Genomic DNA, 18002 nt, shown 5'->3' on the forward strand with positions numbered 1-18002 from the left:
AGGTAATCAGTAGGCGGCGTGGTAGATCGCCAGAGCGTCGGCTTCGGTGATTTCGCGCGGGTTATTCACCAGCAAACGCTGTTGCAGCATGGCGTCGCTGGCCAGCTGAGCGAGCATTTCCTGCGGCACGCCGGCATCGCGCAGGCGGCTTGGCAGGCCGTGACGCTCGTTTAGCGCCGACAGTTCGGTGATGAATTGTTCGGTCAGGCTGGCGGCATCGCCGGCTTGCAGCTTGTCGCCCAGCAGCAGCGGCGCCAGTTCGGCGTACAGCGCGCTGGCCGCCGAGGCGTTGAAGCGCAGCACGTGCGGCAGCACCAGCGCGTTGCTCAGGCCGTGGGGAATATGGAAGTGCCCACCCAGCGGATAGGCCAGCGCATGCACGGCCGCAACCGGTGCATTGGCAAACGCCTGACCGGCCAGCAACGCCCCCAGCAGCATGGCTTGGCGGGCGCTGCGGTTTTGGCCGTTGTGCACGGCTTCATGCAGGTTGGCGGCGAGCAGGCGCAGGGCTTCCCGCGCCAGCAAATCGGAGAGCGGGTTTTTCTTCAGGGCGCTGGTGTACGACTCAATGGCATGCACCATGGCGTCGATGCCGGTAGCGGCGGTGACTGCGGGCGGCAGGCCGAGGGTCAGGTCGGCGTCCAGCAGCGCGAGATCAGGCAACAGCAGCGGCGAGACAACGCCCATCTTGGTGGTTTCGCCCGTGGTGATAATGGCGATCTGCGTCACTTCAGAGCCGGTGCCGGCGGTGGTCGGCACCTGAATCAACGGCAAGCGCTGACCGCGCGCGTTGCCCACGCCGTAGATGTCTTTCAACGTCTGGTTGCATGCCGGGTGGGCCAGCAGCGCGACGAGCTTGGCCACGTCCATGGAGCTGCCGCCGCCAAAGCCGATGATCAGCTCTGCGCCCAGTTCGCGGGCTTGCTGAACGGCTTGCAGCACGATGGCTTCGGGCGGGTCGGCGACCACTTGGTCGAACACCGCCACGCTCAGGCCTTCGTCGGCAAAGCCCGGGAGAACTTCGTTGAGCAAACCGAACTTGGTGATGCCAGGGTCAGTCACGACCAGCACCGACTGGGCGCCGCGCTCGCGGCACAAGGCGGCCAGGCGGCGTGCCGAGCCGGATTCGCAGATGATCTGCGCGGTGGTCGCAAAGCTGAAAGGATGCATGGCGTTCTCCTCAGGTTAATGGCGCGCTCACGGTTGAGCGGACGTTGTCGTTGTGGCGCCGCCAGGCTGCACGGAGGGCTGGCGGGCGAAGAAATTCCAGATGGCCTCGGGGGCATTGAAGCCCTCGGTGTTGCAGCCGAGCAAACGGGGGGCGCGGTACATGGATTGCGGCACCAGATGACCGCCGCCAGCCAGCGCGTAAAGCGCCACTTCGTGTTTACCCGCCGCTTGCCATTGCTGCAAACGCACAGCGTCGCTCGGGTGTTGTTCTTGCGTGGCCTTCGCAGGGTAACCGTTCAAGCCGGCGAAGTAGGCGGCGGTGTCGCCCGCCGACCGCACCGTGCCTCGGTTGCCCAGCCCAAACAGCGTGACCTGGCCGCCGTTGAACGGGTTGATCGGGTCGTCTGTGCCGTTGATCACCAGCACCGATGCCGGCTGCCCGCTGGTTTCGCACGCCAGGTTATCGCCCGTCGGCAAGTTCGCCGCCACTGCCGCCACGCCCGCGAGCAGATTCGGCTGCTCCAGGGCAAAGCGGAAACCCAGGTGCCCGCCGCTGGAGTAGCCAGTGAGAAAGGCCCGTGAGCGGTCGATTTGGTGTTGCTGGGCGAAGCGTTGAATCAGGGCGGCGATAAAGCCTTTGTCGTCGATGTTTTGCTGGCGCGCGGCGTAGTCGGCGACTAGGCGGCAGTCGTTCCAGTTTTTCTCGAATCCTTGCGGATAAACCACCACGAAACCGTGGGCATCGGCCAGGCGTTCAAATTCGTAGCCGGTGTACACGCGGATGTCGTCGCTGGTTTGCAGCGAGCCGTGCAGTACGAACAGCAACGGTGCGTTGGCTTTGAGGTTTTTGGGGACGTAGTAGCTGAACTGTCGGTCCAGCGTACCGACCTGGATGTGGTCGTGTTGCAAAGTGGCGCTGAGGGACGGCGGGTTGGGCCGCGGGGCGTAGGCGAAGTAGGCGTATAGGCAGGCCAGCAGGCCTAGCAGCACGATTAGTAGACGGAAGCGCTTTTTCAATCGGCACCCTCTTTTTTATTGTTATGGATGATCGACTGAAGATTCTGGATTCCCGCTTTCGCGGGAATGACGGTGGTGTTGGTTAATTCACCGTCGTCCCCGCGAAGCGGGAAATTCAGAATCCAGAGCCGTACGCTTAGAACGCGAAATGCGCCTCCGGCAACGCCATCAGGCAATCCGCGCCGCCCAGTACCATTTCGCGGTGGCTGCTCACGCGCGGCAATACGCGACGCATGTAGAAGCGGGCGCTGTGCAGTTTGGCTTGGTAGAACTCGGCCTCGCCGGCACCAGCGTCCAATGCATCTTGGGCGCGGGCGGCGGCTTGTAGCCACAGGCCGGCCAGCAGCAAATATGAGCTGTATTGCAGGAAATCGACCGAGCAGGCGCCGATTTCTTGCGGGTCGCGGTTGCTGGCGGCGAGCACTTGTGCGGTCAGGTCGCGCCATTCGTGCAGACGCTCTTGCAGCGGTTGCACCAGGTCAGCGAGTTGGCTGCGGCTGGCTTGCGCATCACACAGGGCAGCGAATTCGTCTTGCAGGGCGTTCAGTTCCGCACCGCCGTCGCCCATCAGTTTGCGGCGAATAAAGTCCAGCGCCTGAATGCCGTTGGTGCCTTCGTAGATCTGCGTGATGCGGCTGTCGCGCATCAGCTGTTCCATGCCCCATTCGCGGATATAGCCGTGGCCGCCGTAAATCTGCACGCCGAGGCTGGCCACTTCCTGGCCCATGTCGGTGAAGAACGATTTAACGATAGGAATCAGCAGCGCCACGCGTTTGCTCGCCACTTTGCGTTCGGCCGGATCAGGATGGCCGTGCTCAAGGTCGAGCTGGCGCGCGGTGTAGGCGGCGAGCATGCGGCTGCCTTCCACCAGGGTTTTCTGCGTCAGCAACATGCGGCGCACGTCGGGGTGCACGATGATCGGGTCGGCGGCTTTGTCCGGTGCCGCCGCGCCGGTAAGGGCGCGCGATTGCAGGCGTTCACGGGCATACGCCAGGGCGCCCTGATAGGAGCGTTCAGCCACGCCGAGGCCTTGCAGGCCGACCTGGAAACGGGCGTCGTTCATCATGGTGAACATGCACGCCAGGCCTTGGTTGGCCGAGCCCACCAGCCAGCCTTTGGCGCCGTCGAAGTTCATCACGCAGGTGGCAGCGCCTTTGATGCCCATCTTGTGTTCGATGGCGCCGCAGCTCAGGGTGTTTTTCTCACCCGGCGCGCCGTTGGATTTGGCGATGTACTTGGGCACCAGGAACAGGCTGATGCCTTTCACGCCTGCCGGTGCATCGGGCAGACGGGCGAGCACCAGATGGACAATGTTTTCCGACATGTCCTGCTCGCCACCGCTGATAAAAATCTTGCTGCCGGTGATCGCGTAGCTGCCATCGGCCTGCGGCTCGGCTTTGGTGCGCAGCAAGGCGAGGTCGGTGCCGGCTTGCGGTTCGGTGAGGCACATGGTGCCGGTCCAGCTGCCGTTGACCATCTTGCCCAGGTACGCGCTTTTCAGTTCTTCGCTGCCGTGTTTGTACAGCGCCAGCACCGCGCCTTCGGTAAGGCCCGAGTACACGCGAAACGACAGGCTCGCGGCCATCAGCATTTCGTGGAAGCTGGCCGCCACCATTTGCGGGAAGCCTTGGCCGCCGTATTGGGTGGGGCCGGTCATGCTGGCCCAGCCGTTGTCGACGTATTGCTGGTAGGCATCACGGAAACCGGTGGGCGTGGTGACCGCGCCGTTAATCAGGGTGACGCCTTCTTCATCGCTGCTGCGGTTGAGCGGCGCGATCACTTCGCCGGTGTAGCGCGCGGCTTCTTCCAGCACGCCATCGACCAGTTCGCGGTCCAGGCCGTTGTCGAGCAGTTCGCAGTGGGCGCCGACGTCGAACATTTCATGCAGTACAAAGCGCATGTCGCGCAGGGGGGCTTGGTAGCTCATAGCGAACCCTCTTTAACATCGGAGAAACGTTTGCCGCTGGTGGCCAGTTTTTCAATCAGGGCGGCTGGCTGCCAGTGGTTGCCGAAGTGGCTTTGCAGGGCGTGCAGGCGCGCAAGAATGTCGTCCACGCCCTGGCTGTCGGCCCAGGTCATGGGGCCGCCTTTGTCTTGCGGGAAGCCGTAGCCGTTGAGGTAGACCAAGTCGACGTCATGGCTGTTGGCGGCAATGTTTTCTTCAAGAATTTTCGCGCCTTCGTTCACCAGCGCCAGCAGGCAGCGCTCGAGGATTTCTTCCTGGCCGATGGAGCGGCGTTTAAAGCCCAGTCCTTCGGAAACCTGCAGCACCAGCGCGTCCACTTCCGGGTCGTGTTCGGCTTGGCGGCTGCCTTCGGCGTAGCGGTAGTAGCCCATGCGCGACTTCTGGCCGAAGCGGCCCAATTCGCACAGGTGGTTGTCCACTTGCACGGCCGGATCATCCTGGCCCTTGCCGGCCAAGCCACGGGCGCGCCATTCCAGGTCGATGCCGACCACGTCGTACATGCGGAACGGGCCCATGGCGAAACCGAAGCCTTGCAGTGCGGCGTCCACCTGATGCGGGTACGCGCCTTCAAGCAGCAACATGCGCGCTTCACGCACGTAGGTGGCGAGCATGCGGTTGCCGATAAAGCCGTCGCAGTTGCCGGCCACCACGCTGACTTTGCCGATGCGTTTGCCGAGGTCGACGGCGGCATCGAGCACGGCCTTGGCGGTTTTCTCGCCACGCACGATTTCCAGCAATTTCATGATGTGCGCGGGGCTGAAGAAGTGCAGGCCCAGCACGTGGTCGGGACGCTGGGTGACGGCGGCGATGGCGTCGATGTCGAGCGCCGAGGTGTTGCTCGCCAGAATCGCGCCCTGCTTAACGGTTTCGTCCAGGGTGCGGAAAATCTGCTGCTTGAGTTCGAGGTTTTCGTAAACCGCTTCAATCACCAGATCGGCTTCGGCCAGCGCGGCGTAGTCGCCCACGGGCGTCACGCAGGCCAAGCGAGCGGCGGATTGTTCAGCGGTGATGCGACCGAGTTTGACGTTGTGCGCGTTGGTGTCGGCAACCACACCCATGGCTTGTTCGAGCATCTGCGCATTGTTGTCCAGCCACAGCACGCGAATGCCGGCGTTGGCCAGGCTCATAACAATGCCACGGCCCATGGTGCCCGCGCCGATCACGGCGGCGCGCTGAATATCGAAGGTGCTCTGGGTCATTTTGGACTCCTTATTGTTCAGGTGCGGGCAGGTAGCGGGCGCCGCTCACGCAAATACAAAACGCCCAACACCATAAGGAAAGCGCTACTATTTTTGAAATTTAGTCTTGTGATATTTGGCATTCACCCAATGAATATCTCCACTTTCGACCTCAACTTGCTGCGCGTGCTGGATGCGTTGCTGCGTGAATGCAATGTCTCCCGCGCGGCGGAACGCTTGTCCCTGAGCCAACCGGCGGTGAGTAATGCGCTCAATCGCCTGCGCGTCCTGCTCGACGATCCGCTGCTGGTGCGCGTGGGTCGCGCCATGCAGCCAACGCCCCGGGCGCAGGCGCTGGCGGGGCCGATTCGGGCGGCGTTGCAGCAAATTGAACAGAGCCTAAGCGCCGGCGAAATCTTTGACCCGGCGCGCAGCAAACAGCGGTTCAATATTGCGGTCACCGACTACGTCGAGCTGATTTGCATGCCGCGTCTGATCGAGCAGCTTAGTCGGCTGGCGCCGGGCATTCGTATCGAAATCCATCACCTGAGCCCGACCTTGCCCAGCGAGGCGCTCGACAAAGGCGAGCTGGACTTGGTGCTCGGCCGCTTCGAAGAGATTCCCCCGCGCTTCGCTCGCCGCCATTGGATGAGCGAAACGCTGCAACTGGCCGTGCGTACCGGGCACCCGCTTTTTGTCGATGACGCACCGCTTGATCTAGAGCGCTTCCTGACGCTGCGCCACCTCTGGGTACACGGCGGGCAAACGCGCGGCATGGTCGACCAGTGGCTGGGCGAACAGGGCCTGAGCCGCACCATCACCTACACCACGCCCAACTACTTGCAAGCGGCGCATATCGTGGCAACGAGCGAACTGGCGGCGGTGCTGCCCAGCCAACTGGCGCGACATTTCGCCGAGCTGCTGCCGTTAATGCTGTGGGATTTACCGATGCCGCTGGGGCCGTTTCACCTGGAAATCGTTCATCTCGGGCAGCGTCTGCGCGACCCGGCGTTGCAGTGGTTGGTGGAGCAAATCATGCAAATTGGTGGGCCAGCGCGATGAATCGAGGCGGCGCACCGGTGACGTTCGTCGGGTTCTCACGCCAGCAATGCGTTTGGGGAAATCGTCAGGTCGACTCGGACACCCCTCCAGCCCTTTTTCTGCTGTTCGGCTACAGGCCGCAGAGGATGGGCGATCAAGCGTAACGGCATGCCAGCGCCATAAAACCCGGTCAGCGATACGGCGAAAAAGTTCTAGAACATCTGCTTTGGCGCCATATGCCACATCCGCCTAAAGGCACACGCCAGCCGCACTTACACTGATATTCCCAGGCCATGAAACCAGGGAGAACGTCATGCCCTTAGCCATCGACAGCGTGAACAACGCCTACTACACCAGCACCCCGTTAGTGCGAAGTCCGTTCCAGACCAGCGCAACCGACGGGGCGACAGCCACCTCATTGGCGGAACGGTTGGCAGCGAACAACGAAGCCGCACTGGCCCGTCAGCAAGAACTGCAAGAGCAGCGTGACCTGCGTGCGCAGGAGCAGCGGGAGCTGCAACAACAGCGTCAGGCTGAACTGCGAGATGCGCGTCAGCAGCAGATTGAAGAGTTGCAGGACCAGCTAGCGCAGGCACGTCAGGCAGCGTTTGACGCCCTGCAGGACGACATTAATAACCCTTTCTCGCCCGAAAACCTGGCACGTCAGCAGTTGGAGGTGGACAACAATCCACAATCCTTCGGGCTTGACCCCAATCAGGTCACGACGCGAGTGGCGACCCAGGCGATTTCGGTTTATCAGGAAACGCAGAATGGGCCGGATCTGCTTAATCGTGGATTGGTGGCTTAAACCCCATCGAGGCTAAAGCCTCTCCTACAGGAGGCCGCTTTTTTTGTGGAGAGGTTTTAGCGTTGATGAATGCGCGCAGAAAAACATGGACCCTTTAGCGCAGCGCCCGGTCAATGGTTGTAGACCTACCTAAAGGAGTACTAACCATGAAAAAGTGGATCTTTGCCGCCTGCTGCCTGCTGACCCTCGTGGGCTGCTCCAGCGATTACATCATCAACACCACCGACGGCCAGATGATCAATGCTCAGGGCAAGCCGGAGCTGGATGAAGAAACCGGCCTGCTGGAATACGAAGATGCCGAAGGCAATTCGCAACAGATTCCGCAGACCCAAGTGCGCCAACTGATCGAGCGTTAATGCCGATTCGTTGAGCAAAAAAAACCGCCCCTTGAGGCGGTTTTTTTTTGGCCGGCTTACTACGGCCGGTGATGATCAATCTTTGCCAAGGGCGTCTTGCTTGGCGAGGAATTCTTCCTGCAACAGCGCGTCGGGATCTTCGCCGGTGTCTTCGTTGAGCTCGGTGGGCATGTGGCCCGTCGACACGGTTTTCGCGTCCAGGCGGCCCATCAGGTGTTCGAGCGCGTGGCGCATTTTTTCGGCGGCGCCTTCAACGGCCAGGTCCAGCGATTCAGCTTTGTGGGTTACCGAGATCGGCTGATGGCCTTTGGGGCGAGCCTCAATTTGGCAGCGTTTGTCTTCGGAACCGGACTTGGCGCCGTTTTCATCGCTGAGGTGAATTTCCAACCGAGTGAGAAAGTCATCGTACCGTTCCAGCCGATCCGTTACCGCTGCACCCACCCATTCCTGGAGACGGGCACTGCCTTGCATATCGTTACTGTTGACTTGAACTTGCATAGCTACCTCGTTTACGACGGTTGTAGGTGTTGGAGGCCAGATATACAGGCAAGGTTCAGGCAAAGCACTGATGTAAGTCGCGCGGGATGTTTCTGATGGAGGGCGTGCTCTTACAAGGGTTGCCGCGCCCATAAAAAAACCGCCCGAAGGCGGCTTTTTAAAACACCGGGCTCTTACAGCTGAGGACCGGCGTTTTTGATGGCGTCGGAAACGTCAAACTTCTTGAAGTTCTCGATGAACTGCTGCGCCAGACCTTTGGCCGCTTCGTCGTAAGCGTTGCCATTGGTCCAGGTGTTGCGTGGGTTCAGCAGCTTGGTTTCAACGCCTGGTACCGATTTCGGCACGTTGAGGTTGATGATCGGCAGATGTTCGGTTTCGGTGCCAATCAACGCGCCGCTTTGAATCGCTGCAATCACGCCACGGGTGGTGGGGATGTTGAAGCGGTTACCCACACCGTAGCCGCCGCCAGTCCAGCCGGTGTTAACCAGGTAAACCTTGGAGCCGAAGCCACGGATACGTTTGATCAGCAGCTCAGCGTATTCGCCAGCCGGACGCGGGAAGAACGGTGCGCCGAAGCAGGTGGAGAAGGTCGACTTGATGCCGCCGCCCGAGCCCATTTCAGTGGAACCGACCAGTGCGGTGTAGCCCGACAGGAAGTGATACGCCGCTTGTTCTTCGTTGAGGATCGACACCGGTGGCAGCACGCCAGTCAGGTCGCAGGTCAAGAAGATCACAGCGTTCGGCTCGCCGCCGAGGTTCTTCTCGGAGCGCTTGTCGACCAGTTCGATCGGGTAAGCAGCACGGCTGTTTTGAGTCAGGCTGTCGTCAGCGTAGTTCGGCAGACGGGTAACCGGGTCGAGAACAACGTTTTCCAGTACGGCGCCGAACTGAATAGCTTTCCAGATTACCGGCTCGTTCTTCTGCGACAGGTCGATGCACTTGGCGTAGCAGCCGCCTTCGATGTTGAACACGCTGCCAACGCCCCAGCCGTGTTCGTCGTCACCGATCAGGTAACGGCTTTCATCAGCCGACAGAGTGGTTTTACCGGTGCCCGACAGACCGAAGAACAAGGTCACGTCGCCTTCTTCGCCGATGTTGGCGGCGCAGTGCATTGGCAGCACGTCAACGGCCGGCAGCAGGAAGTTCTGCACGGAGAACATTGCTTTCTTCATTTCGCCGGCGTAGCGCATGCCAGCGATCAGCACTTTCTTAGCGGCGAAATTGAGGATCACGCAACCGTCGGAGTTGGTGCCGTCACGCTCAGGCACGCATTCGAAGCCTGGAACGTTGAGCACTTGCCACTCGGTTTTGCTGCTCGGGTTGTAGGCAGCCGGTTCAATGAACAGGCAGCGGCCGAACAGGTTGTGCCAAGCGGTGGTGGTGGTCATTTTCACGGGCAGGTAGTGGGCTGGATCAGCGCCTACATGCACGTGCGAGACAAAACGGTCGGTCGCGCCGGCGAACGCTTCAACGCGCTCCCACAGGGCGTCGAACTTGTCAGCCGGGAACTTGCGGTTGATCGGGCCCCAGGCAATAGCCGAAGAAGTGCTGGGTTCGTCAACGATGAAACGGTCGACCGGCGAGCGGCCAGTGCGGTGGCCAGTACGAACAACCAGCGAGCCGTTGGCGGCAAGTTCGCCTTCGCCACGACGGATGGCTTCTTCGACCAGTTGTGCGGCGGAAATGTCGGTATAAACGGCGTTATTGGCTTGCGTCATATGGGGTCCCCGTCGGCCTGAAGCCGAGCCTCCAAACGTTTTGTAGTAACGATCAAAAAACTACTACATCTAAAAAAGTGGCCGGATTATGCCAGAAAGCACAATTGAGGTGCAGCCTCTATCATTTCACTGGGCGTTAAACGCCCTGCATTATCAGTGCCGAGTATCGGAGGGGGATTTCACCCCGCCACCGGCGAACAGTTGCGCCACATCTGCCGCATCGAACGCGTAACGCTCATTGCAGAACTGGCAGTCGATGACGATGCTGCCGCCACTTTCCACCAGCAATGCTTCAGCATCCGCCTCGCCCAGGCTGACCAATGCGTTGGCTGAACGGTCCCGCGAGCAGCTGCATTTGAATTGCAGCGGTTGCGGGTCGAACAGGCGCAGGGTTTCCTCGTGGTAGAGACGGTGCAGCAAGGTTGGGTTGTCCAACCCCAGCTGCTCCTCGGCACTCAAGGTATCGGCCAGCACGGTGACGTGCTGCCAACTGGCGGCGCGGTCTTCCGGATCGGTGAGGCGTTCGGCCGGCAGTTGCTGCAAAAGCAGGCCCCGGGCACGACGTCCATCAGCGTTGAGCCAGAAGCGTGTCGGCAGTTGCTCAGATGTCGCGAAGTAGTCAGACAGGCATTCCGACAAATTGATTCCGTCGAGACCAACAATCCCTTGATAACGCTGCCCTTTGCTGGGATCGACGATCAGGGTGAGCACGCCTTCGGGCATTAGCTCACGCAGGCCGGCGTCTGCTGTGATCTGCTCTTCGTGGTACCGGGCGATGCCGCGCAGCTCGCGGTTGCTCGAACATTCCACCATCAGCAACGGCACGGCGCCGGAGCTGCGCGCCTGCAATACCAGCAGGCCGTCGAACTTCATGGTGCCGACCAGCAGTGCGGCCGCGGCCAGCAGCTCGCCGAGCAATTGCGCGACCGGTTCCGGGTAGGGATGTTTGGCTAGCACGTGGGCGTAGCTCTCACCGAGGGACACCAGTTCGCCGCGCACATCGCTGTCGTCGAACATAAAGCGTTGGGAAAAATCAGACATAGCGGATTCGCAACCTTTGCCAGGGCCGGCGATTTTATGCGCAAAGCCCAACGGCGACCAAGCGCGTCTTCTCTATCAGGGGTGCGGGTCGCGTCTATGACTGGCAGGCGCCGATTGGCGGTGGGCTACAGGCCGCGATCACCCCGGAACTGGAATAGCTGACGGCGCTGTTTCTTGCTCGGCCGGCCATCGGTTTCCACGCCGATGTTGCCCGCTTTGCGCTGCGCGGCGGCTTCTTCGCGACGGGCGACGCTCTCAGGCGTTTCGCTATATAAGAGCTGCGCTTCGGGTGCACCACGGCGCACGGCAGACAATGCCTGCACCACCACCGTGCGTTCGTCGAAGCCGATGCGGATCTGAATTTCGTCACCCACTTTCGGTTCCTTGCCGGGCTTGCAGCGCTCGCCCCGGCAATGCACCTTGCCGCCCTCAATCGCTTCTTTGGCTTGCGCGCGGGTTTTGAAAAAGCGCGCGGCCCACAGCCATTTGTCCAGGCGTAATTTGTTGTCGTCGTCGCTGTCTTTCATGAATCGCCTTATGGTTTCGTGACGCTCTTACGGTAACCCGCATCGGCAGATGCGGTTGTCATACTGCCCGGCTAGAATCCGATCACCTCTTGGGGAATGCCGCCTTTGAAGACGTTCGACCAACTCACGGTAATCGGTCTGCGGGAATGGATTGCCTTGCCCGACCTCGGCGTTGCCGGCTTGCGCGCCAAGGTCGACACCGGCGCCAGCACCTCCAGCCTGCACGCCACCGACATTCTGCCATTTGAACGCGATGGCCAGCCCTGGGTTCGGTTTACCGCGCACCTGGGAACCTTGGTGCAGCTGCGTCATCGACGCTGCGAAGCGCCGCTTGTAGCAGTTAAAACCATTAAGAGCTCCAACGGTCAGACCCAAAGCCGCTACGTGATCCGCACCAGCCTGGCACTGGGCGATCGGGTGTGGCAGGTGGAATTCACCCTGGCCTGTCGCAAGGCCATGCGCTATCGCTTGCTACTCGGTTCCAAAGCCTTGATTGACGGCCAACTGGTGGTCAATCCGGGCCTTAGTTACATCCAAGACAAACCGGCGTTCCCGGCCTCCTCTACTTCCACAGGTGCTGCATGAAGATCGCTGTGCTGTCGCGTAACCCGCGTCTGTATTCCACCCGACGCCTGGTTGAAGCCGGAGAGGCGCGCGGTCATGAAATGGTGGTCATCGACACCCTGCGCGCCTATATGAACATCGCCAGCCACAAGCCGCAGATTCACTACCGCGGCAAACCGCTGGAAGGCTTCGACGCGGTGATCCCGCGCATCGGCGCCTCGGTCACCTTTTATGGCTGCGCGGTGCTGCGCCAGTTTGAAATGATGGGCGTGTTCCCGCTTAACGAGTCGGTGGCCATCGCCCGCTCGCGCGACAAATTGCGCTCGCTGCAATTGCTTTCACGCCGAGGCATCGGCCTGCCAGTGACCGGTTTTGCCCACTCCCCCGATGACATTCCCGACCTGATCCGCATGGTCAACGGTGCGCCGCTGGTGATCAAAGTGCTCGAAGGCACGCAAGGCATCGGCGTGGTGCTGTGTGAAACCGAGAAGGCGGCGGAGTCGGTGATCGAGGCCTTTATGGGGCTGAAGCAGAACATCATGGTGCAGGAATATATAAAGGAAGCCGGCGGCGCCGATATTCGCTGCTTTGTGGTTGGCGACAAGGTTATCGCCTCCATGAAGCGCCAGGCCAAGCCCGGCGAATTCCGCTCCAACCTGCACCGAGGCGGCACGGCCAGCCTGATCAAAATAACCCCGGAAGAACGCATGACCGCCATCCGCGCGGCCAAGGTGATGGGGTTGTCAGTGGCGGGTGTAGATATTTTGCGTTCCAACCATGGCCCGCTGGTGATGGAAGTGAACTCCTCACCCGGGCTCGAAGGCATTGAAGTGACCACCGGCAAAGACGTCGGCAGCATCATCATTCAACACCTCGAAAATGGCGGGCCGAACATGGTGCGCACTAAAGGCAAGGGCTAACGCGACATAACCTTCTGTGGGAGCGGCTTTAGCCGCGATGCTCTTGAAGTACAAGCATCGCCGTTCCTACAGAACCGCCAATCCCTCAAAACACATACGGCACAAACATCTTCGTGCGCTGCATGTACTCGCGGTACGCCTCACCAAAAAACGCGGTGCATTCGGCCTCATCGCGCCGGGCCGCCAGGTACAAAAACACACTGGCGCCCAGCGCCAGCAGCACGGTGAGCACCGTCACCTGTTTAAAGCAGATGCCCCACGCCAGTAGCAGCAGCGAGCAAAAAAGCGGATGGCGGATCAGCGCGTAAATGCCGCCGGTGACCAACTGCGAGGTGCGTTCGAAGGTGAACAGCTCTTCATCGGTGCGTTTTTCCGTACTCGGGCGGCCATCGCGGCGCAGCTGATATACGCCGAGCCCAAGCGCCCACAGCGATAAGAACAGCAGCACCCACGACACGTCCTGATTCCACGAGAAGCGGTCGACAAACCACACCGGCGCATTCAGCACCAGCAGCGCCAGCATCAGCTCCCAGGCCCAGAAACGGTAAAACCCGTGTGACTGCGGATGGCGCATAGAGCGCCAGGAAATTCCCACCAGCACGCCCGACCCCAGGGCGAACGCCAGCCATTGTTGCCACATATCCCTCTCCTTTTATCGTGCCCCGGCGCCACGCTGATCGCAGGCGCTGCGCCGCTTGCAGGCCCTCTGTTACACTGCCGGCCCACCAAATTTCGACTCCGGCAGGCAATGGATCGCACCGCACTGCACACGCTGCTGCCCCACCAGGGCAACGCCCTCTGGCTGGATTGCCTGCTCGCCCATGACGCTCAGCGCATCCAGGGTTTGAGCGCATGGAAGTACCTGGCCGCGTTCGGTGCCGATGCTTCACCGTGCTTGTTATTCGAAGCCGCCGCCCAATTGTGCGGCGCGCATGGTGCCTTATACGGCGACGACAGCGCCATCGAAATGGCCTTGGTCGGCAAGCTCTCACACCTCCAGCTGCACCATGAACCCGGCGCTCGCGACGGCCAGCTGTTGGTCGAAGCCACTCAAGAAGCGCTCAGCCCGGCGGGCGCCCTTTACGGCTTTAGCATTCACGCCGACAACCACCTGCTTCTGGACGGCAAGCTGCTGCTGGTGCTCGTTCGTGCTTGAACTGCGCTCCCTCAGTTATAGCTACCCCGGCGCCAGCCGTGCGGCATTGTCGGACATCGACCTGCAACTGGCGGCAGGCCAATGCCTGGGCCTGCTGGGCAGCAACGGCGCGGGCAAAACCACCCTGCTCTCGCTGCTCAGTAACGTGCTCGCCACGCAGCAGGGCGAGATCATTTGGGAAGGCCCGCGCAGCCTGGCGCTGGTGCCGCAACAACTGGCTTTTTATGCGGGGCTGAAAGTCGGCGAAAACCTCAACCTGTTTGCCGACCTGTACCGCCTACGCGGCAGCGAGCGCCGTGAGCGATTGGCCTGGTGCGTCGAGTGCACGGGCCTTGCGGACAAGCTTAACCGCCGCGCCGACAGCCTCTCCGGCGGCGAACAACGGCGCCTGAATTTCGCCATCGGCTTGCTGCAACCGGCCCAGGTGTATCTGTTCGACGAAGCCACGGTGGGCGTCGATGCCCAGAGCCGGCAGCTGCTGTTGGCCGCCGTGGAGCAACTGACCGCCAGCGGCAAAGCGGTGATTTACACCAGCCACTACCTCGAAGAAGTCGAGCGCGTGGCGCAGCGTATTTTGCTGCTGCACGAAGGCGAAGTTCGCCTGGACCTCGACACCTCCACGCTGCTCGGCGCGGACCACGGCCTGCTCGTCGAATGGCCGCAGCACATTCCCGACGGCTTCGAAGCACTGCTGATCGCGCTGCACCTGCGCGCTGAAATGCTGCCCCATGGCGTGCGCATCGCGGCATTGAATGCCGAGCAGTTTGCTGCCATCAGCCAGTTCGTCAGCGGCCAGGTTCCGCTGCCGACCGTGATGCGTTTCGGTCGGCCCTCGCTGGAGCAGCTGTACCTTCGGCTGAACGGGGGCCAGCTATGAGACTGCTCGCGCTGATCCGCAAAGAAGCCCTGTTGCTGGCTCGCGACCCTCACGCACTGGCCGTGCTGTTCATCATGCCGGCGCTGTTTCTGCTGCTGATGGCCGGCGCCATGTCGAGCTATATGCAAGACCGCCTGCCGCCGCTGCACCTGAGCCTGGACGCCCCGCAAGCCAGCGAGGCCAGCGCCTTCTTTCGCACTGCCTTGCAGGCGCAATTGCCTGATAGCCAGATCGAATCCGGCGCGGCGGTGGGCGTTGCGACCGTGCGCCTGGCGGGCGACTTTTCCGACACGCTGCTGACCGCGCCGCATCACGGCCCGAGCCTGACCTTCCCGGCGCAGTTCGATCGCCTCTCGCGCCAGCGTTTGCACAGCGCCGTGAGCATCGCGCTCGCGCAAACCCGCCTGCTCGCTTACCTGCAAGACAGCGGCGCCATCGACCCGCAACTGAGCGCCGCCGAACGCCTGGCGTTGGTGCAACAGCGCACGCAAAGCCAGATCAACGAGCAGCAGCAGTTAGCCAACGGCGACCTCAGCGCCCAGGCCAACGCCACCCAGATGAGCGTGCCGGCCTGGCTGATCTTCGGCATGTTCTTCGTCGTGCTGCCGATGGCTGGAGGCTTTCAGCGCGAACAACAAAGCGGCACGCTGCTGCGCTTGCGCTGTCTAGGGTTAAGCCTGAGCACGTTGGTGCTGAGCAAAGTGCTGCCGTATATGGCGCTGAACCTGCTGCAATTCGCGGCGCTGTTGGCGCTGGGCGTGTACGGCTTGCCGCTGCTAGGCCTGGAGCCGCTGAGTTTGCCGGGCAACGGCGTGGCGTACGGCGTGCTCGCGCTAAGCATTGCGCTGACCACCAGTTGCCTCGGCCTGCTGCTGGCGGCGTTGGCCCGCAGTGCCGAACAAGCGCTGTTGCTGGGCGGCGGGATCAATATTTTGTTAGCGGCCGTCGGCGGCATCATGGTGCCCAAAAGCGTGATGCCGGCGGCCATGGCCCAAGTGGCCAACGTTTCACCCATGAGCTGGGCGCTGGACGCCTTTCTCACGTTGCTGGTGGGCCACGGCTCACTGGCCGACATCGCGCCTTACTGCCTTCGCCTGCTGCTGCTTGCTGCAGTGCTGGGAACGGTGGGGCTGTATCTGTTCAAGCAGCGAGTGCAGCACACGCAATGGACCACACACTACTAGAACAACAGCTCAAGCAATTGCTGATCCGTGAATGCGACAAGGAAGACGATATCGACTGGCAAAGCATTGCCGACGATGAACCCCTGTTCGGCCCCAAGAGCCGCATTCAGATGGACAGCCTCGATGCGCTGCAAGTGTCGCTTGCCCTGCAACAGCACTACGGCGTGCGCATTGAAGGGGCCAAAGACGGCCGGCGCATTCTCAACACCATCGCCACCATTGCCGCCTACATCAGGCAAGCACAGTGACGCCGGTTTACCTGCAACGCGGTGCGCTGCACTGCGCGCTCGGCGACAACTTGGCCGGCGCCAGCCAGGCCCTGAGCCAAGGCGTGCACCCGCAAGGCCAGGCGTTTTTGCTGCATGAGTTGCAGCAACCGCGCACCTACCTGCACGTAGCCGGCACTGCTGAAGATTTCGACGCCCGCATGGATCGCCTGCTGAGCGAAACCCTTGGCCACGGCCACGGCGCGCTGCACGATTGCTTGCTGATCGTCGCCAGCACCAGCCTCGACATCACCGAGCTCGAAGCGCAAGCCAGCGCCCAAGGGCACTTCCTGCCAGATAACTCCACCTCGCTCGACCGCGTCGCCGAGCAGCTGCGTGAGCGCTGGGGTTTTGCCGACGCCTTCACCCTCAACACCGCCTGCACCAGCGCCGCCAATGGCATGCTGTACGGCGCACGGTTGTTGGCAGGCGGGCAGTTCTCCCGCGCAGTCGTTATCGCCTTCGAAACTCCCAGCGCCCTGGCTATGCAAGGTTTTGGCGCCCTCGATTTGCTCAGCCCGAGCGGCGACTACCGCCCGTTTCATCCGCAACGCGATGGCCTGGTACTCGGCGAAACCTACGCCGCCGCCCTGCTCGCCTTGCAGCCGGGTGATGCCCCGCTGGCTCGCCTGCTCGGGGGCTTCAGCGCCTGCGACACCACCAGCCTGACCACCACCCGCGAAGATGGCAGCCACATCGACTGGGTGATGCAGCAAGCCTTGCGCAGCGCCCACCGCCGCGCCAGCGAGGTGGCCCTGGTGAAACTGCACGGCACCGCCACCCAAGCCAACGACCACGCCGAAGGCAACGGCATGCTCAGCCTGTATGGCGAAAACATGCCGGCGCTGTGCGTGCTCAAACCGTGGCTCGGCCACACCCTCGGCGCCTGCGGCGTGAGCGAAACCCTGCTGCTGATGCACGCATTGCAACACGCGGCATTGCCCGGCCTGGACTACGCCGACGCGGCGAGCCTGCCCCTGAGCGGCGAGCCGATTGCCTTGGCAAAAGACGCCATTGTGCTGGCCAATTTCTTTGGCTTCGGCGGCAACAACGCCACCCTCGTTATGCAGTGCTGCGCCGCTGGAGAACCGCAATGAACGTAATTGCAGCCAGTGAAATTCGAGGCTCGTCGGGCGTCACTGACAAAGACCTGAAAGCCGCGCTAAGCCAATGGCTAAGCACCCCACCGCGACGCATCGACCGCCTGATCTTCCAGGCCCTGCTCGCCGCCGCCGCGATCAAGCAACACGTGCGCCGCGATTGCGGCCTGTACCTGGCCTCTCGCCACCCGGCGCGCCCGACCATGATCGCGTTGCTGGAAGCGGTGTGCGCCCATCACAAACAACCCAAACCCTTCGAGTTCGTTAACAGCGTGAGCAACGCCGCCGGTTTTCACGTAGCGCAGCAACTGGGGCTGGACGGCCCCAACCTGTTTATCGGCGCCGGGCCGCGGGTGTGGTCACAACTGCTTGGGCTCGCCCGCACCGATCTGGCCGACGGCGTGGTGAGCCAGGCGCTGTTGATTGTGGTGGACGAACAAGGGGAGTTTTGTGTGCAAGGGGTGTTGATGGAAGGGGATGGCACGGCGGCTGGCGGGTTTGATGAGCTGGTGAGTGGGGTTGCGGTGGAGCGGCTGGACCTGGGCGTAACGCCGTAAAGCGCTGCCCTCTCCCCAACCCTCTCCCGCAGGCGGGAGAGGGGCCGGGGGAGAGGGC

General features: G+C 61.8%; 20 protein-coding genes. 11 read left to right on the forward strand and 9 right to left on the reverse strand.

What is annotated here, in order from left to right; genetic code table 11:
- Positions 1 to 6: 6 nt before the first annotated feature.
- The 4 genes from ACZZ0Q_RS20705 to ACZZ0Q_RS20720 all read right to left on the reverse strand — a co-directional run bounded on the left by ACZZ0Q_RS20705 (position 7) and on the right by ACZZ0Q_RS20720 (position 5352).
- Complete coding sequence (locus ACZZ0Q_RS20705; protein WP_463540949.1) at positions 7 to 1170, reverse strand: iron-containing alcohol dehydrogenase; 1164 nt, start codon at positions 1168 to 1170, stop codon at positions 7 to 9.
- Positions 1171 to 1197: 27 nt separating this feature from the next.
- Positions 1198 to 2187, reverse strand: coding sequence for a CE1 family esterase (locus ACZZ0Q_RS20710; RefSeq protein WP_463540948.1), 990 nt, complete (start codon positions 2185 to 2187; stop codon positions 1198 to 1200).
- Between the two features lie 136 nt (positions 2188 to 2323).
- Positions 2324 to 4114 carry an acyl-CoA dehydrogenase C-terminal domain-containing protein gene (locus ACZZ0Q_RS20715; RefSeq protein ID WP_463560894.1) on the reverse strand — a complete coding sequence of 597 codons (1791 nt, stop codon included), beginning with the start codon at positions 4112 to 4114 and terminating at the stop codon, positions 2324 to 2326.
- The gene (locus tag ACZZ0Q_RS20720) at positions 4111 to 5352 is read right to left on the reverse strand and encodes a 3-hydroxyacyl-CoA dehydrogenase (RefSeq protein WP_463540946.1); all 1242 of its coding nucleotides are present in this window, start codon (positions 5350 to 5352) and stop codon (positions 4111 to 4113) included. Before ACZZ0Q_RS20720 ends, ACZZ0Q_RS20715 begins: the two co-directional genes overlap by 4 nt.
- A gap of 129 nt (positions 5353 to 5481) precedes the next feature.
- Here ACZZ0Q_RS20720 and ACZZ0Q_RS20725 point away from each other — a divergent pair, with 129 nt between their 5' ends.
- The 3 genes from ACZZ0Q_RS20725 to ACZZ0Q_RS20735 all read left to right on the forward strand — a co-directional run bounded on the left by ACZZ0Q_RS20725 (position 5482) and on the right by ACZZ0Q_RS20735 (position 7536).
- Positions 5482 to 6393 carry a LysR family transcriptional regulator gene (locus ACZZ0Q_RS20725; RefSeq protein ID WP_463560896.1) on the forward strand — a complete coding sequence of 304 codons (912 nt, stop codon included), beginning with the start codon at positions 5482 to 5484 and terminating at the stop codon, positions 6391 to 6393.
- Between the two features lie 292 nt (positions 6394 to 6685).
- A complete protein-coding gene (locus ACZZ0Q_RS20730) occupies positions 6686 to 7180 on the forward strand; it encodes a hypothetical protein (protein WP_463540945.1) in 495 nt (164 codons plus the stop codon).
- A gap of 146 nt (positions 7181 to 7326) precedes the next feature.
- On the forward strand, positions 7327 to 7536 hold the full coding sequence (locus tag ACZZ0Q_RS20735; protein ID WP_463540944.1) for a YgdI/YgdR family lipoprotein: 210 nt from the start codon (positions 7327 to 7329) through the stop codon (positions 7534 to 7536).
- Between the two features lie 75 nt (positions 7537 to 7611).
- Here ACZZ0Q_RS20735 and ACZZ0Q_RS20740 read toward each other — a convergent pair whose 3' ends face one another.
- The 4 genes from ACZZ0Q_RS20740 to ACZZ0Q_RS20755 form a co-directional block, all read right to left on the reverse strand.
- Positions 7612 to 8034 (reverse strand): HPF/RaiA family ribosome-associated protein, encoded by a 423-nt coding sequence (locus ACZZ0Q_RS20740; RefSeq protein WP_463540943.1) that lies wholly within the window; start codon positions 8032 to 8034, stop codon positions 7612 to 7614.
- 173 nt (positions 8035 to 8207) lie between these two features.
- Positions 8208 to 9752 (reverse strand): phosphoenolpyruvate carboxykinase, encoded by a 1545-nt coding sequence (locus ACZZ0Q_RS20745; RefSeq protein WP_463540942.1) that lies wholly within the window; start codon positions 9750 to 9752, stop codon positions 8208 to 8210.
- A gap of 153 nt (positions 9753 to 9905) precedes the next feature.
- Positions 9906 to 10793, reverse strand: coding sequence for an Hsp33 family molecular chaperone HslO (gene hslO, locus ACZZ0Q_RS20750; RefSeq protein WP_122454127.1), 888 nt, complete (start codon positions 10791 to 10793; stop codon positions 9906 to 9908).
- Between the two features lie 125 nt (positions 10794 to 10918).
- Complete coding sequence (locus ACZZ0Q_RS20755) at positions 10919 to 11320, reverse strand: RNA-binding S4 domain-containing protein (RefSeq protein ID WP_463540941.1); 402 nt, start codon at positions 11318 to 11320, stop codon at positions 10919 to 10921.
- A 105-nt stretch (positions 11321 to 11425) separates the two neighbouring features.
- On the opposite strand from ACZZ0Q_RS20755, the gene rimB reads away from it, so the two are divergent.
- Both rimB and rimK read left to right on the forward strand, forming a co-directional pair.
- Positions 11426 to 11905: a retropepsin-like aspartic endopeptidase RimB gene (rimB, locus tag ACZZ0Q_RS20760; RefSeq protein WP_122454126.1), complete on the forward strand. Its 480-nt coding sequence runs from the start codon at positions 11426 to 11428 to the stop codon at positions 11903 to 11905.
- Positions 11902 to 12804 (forward strand): 30S ribosomal protein S6--L-glutamate ligase, encoded by a 903-nt coding sequence (rimK, locus tag ACZZ0Q_RS20765; protein WP_122493507.1) that lies wholly within the window; start codon positions 11902 to 11904, stop codon positions 12802 to 12804. Before rimB ends, rimK begins: the two co-directional genes overlap by 4 nt.
- Before the next feature lie 85 nt (positions 12805 to 12889).
- On the opposite strand, the gene ACZZ0Q_RS20770 is transcribed toward rimK, so the two are convergent.
- Positions 12890 to 13444, reverse strand: coding sequence for a methyltransferase family protein (locus ACZZ0Q_RS20770; protein WP_463540940.1), 555 nt, complete (start codon positions 13442 to 13444; stop codon positions 12890 to 12892).
- A gap of 108 nt (positions 13445 to 13552) precedes the next feature.
- On the opposite strand from ACZZ0Q_RS20770, the gene ACZZ0Q_RS20775 reads away from it, so the two are divergent.
- Genes ACZZ0Q_RS20775 through ACZZ0Q_RS20800 form a run of 6 tightly spaced genes read left to right on the forward strand, consistent with a single transcriptional unit; the run spans position 13553 to position 17944 of the window.
- The gene (locus ACZZ0Q_RS20775) at positions 13553 to 13960 is read left to right on the forward strand and encodes a beta-hydroxyacyl-ACP dehydratase (protein ID WP_463540939.1); all 408 of its coding nucleotides are present in this window, start codon (positions 13553 to 13555) and stop codon (positions 13958 to 13960) included.
- Positions 13953 to 14837, forward strand: a complete 885-nt coding sequence (locus ACZZ0Q_RS20780; protein WP_463540938.1) for an ABC transporter ATP-binding protein — start codon at positions 13953 to 13955, stop codon at positions 14835 to 14837. Before ACZZ0Q_RS20775 ends, ACZZ0Q_RS20780 begins: the two co-directional genes overlap by 8 nt.
- Positions 14834 to 16021, forward strand: coding sequence for an ABC transporter permease (locus ACZZ0Q_RS20785; RefSeq protein WP_463540937.1), 1188 nt, complete (start codon positions 14834 to 14836; stop codon positions 16019 to 16021). Before ACZZ0Q_RS20780 ends, ACZZ0Q_RS20785 begins: the two co-directional genes overlap by 4 nt.
- Positions 16003 to 16269: an acyl carrier protein gene (locus ACZZ0Q_RS20790; protein WP_122453878.1), complete on the forward strand. Its 267-nt coding sequence runs from the start codon at positions 16003 to 16005 to the stop codon at positions 16267 to 16269. The genes ACZZ0Q_RS20785 and ACZZ0Q_RS20790 overlap by 19 nt, the downstream gene beginning before the upstream one ends.
- Positions 16266 to 17384, forward strand: a complete 1119-nt coding sequence (locus ACZZ0Q_RS20795) for a beta-ketoacyl synthase N-terminal-like domain-containing protein (RefSeq protein ID WP_463540936.1) — start codon at positions 16266 to 16268, stop codon at positions 17382 to 17384. The genes ACZZ0Q_RS20790 and ACZZ0Q_RS20795 overlap by 4 nt, the downstream gene beginning before the upstream one ends.
- On the forward strand, positions 17381 to 17944 hold the full coding sequence (locus tag ACZZ0Q_RS20800) for a hypothetical protein (RefSeq protein WP_463540935.1): 564 nt from the start codon (positions 17381 to 17383) through the stop codon (positions 17942 to 17944). The genes ACZZ0Q_RS20795 and ACZZ0Q_RS20800 overlap by 4 nt, the downstream gene beginning before the upstream one ends.
- The last annotated feature ends 58 nt before the right edge of the window (positions 17945 to 18002 follow it).

This window comes from Pseudomonas sp. AC070 (assembly GCF_979258635.1).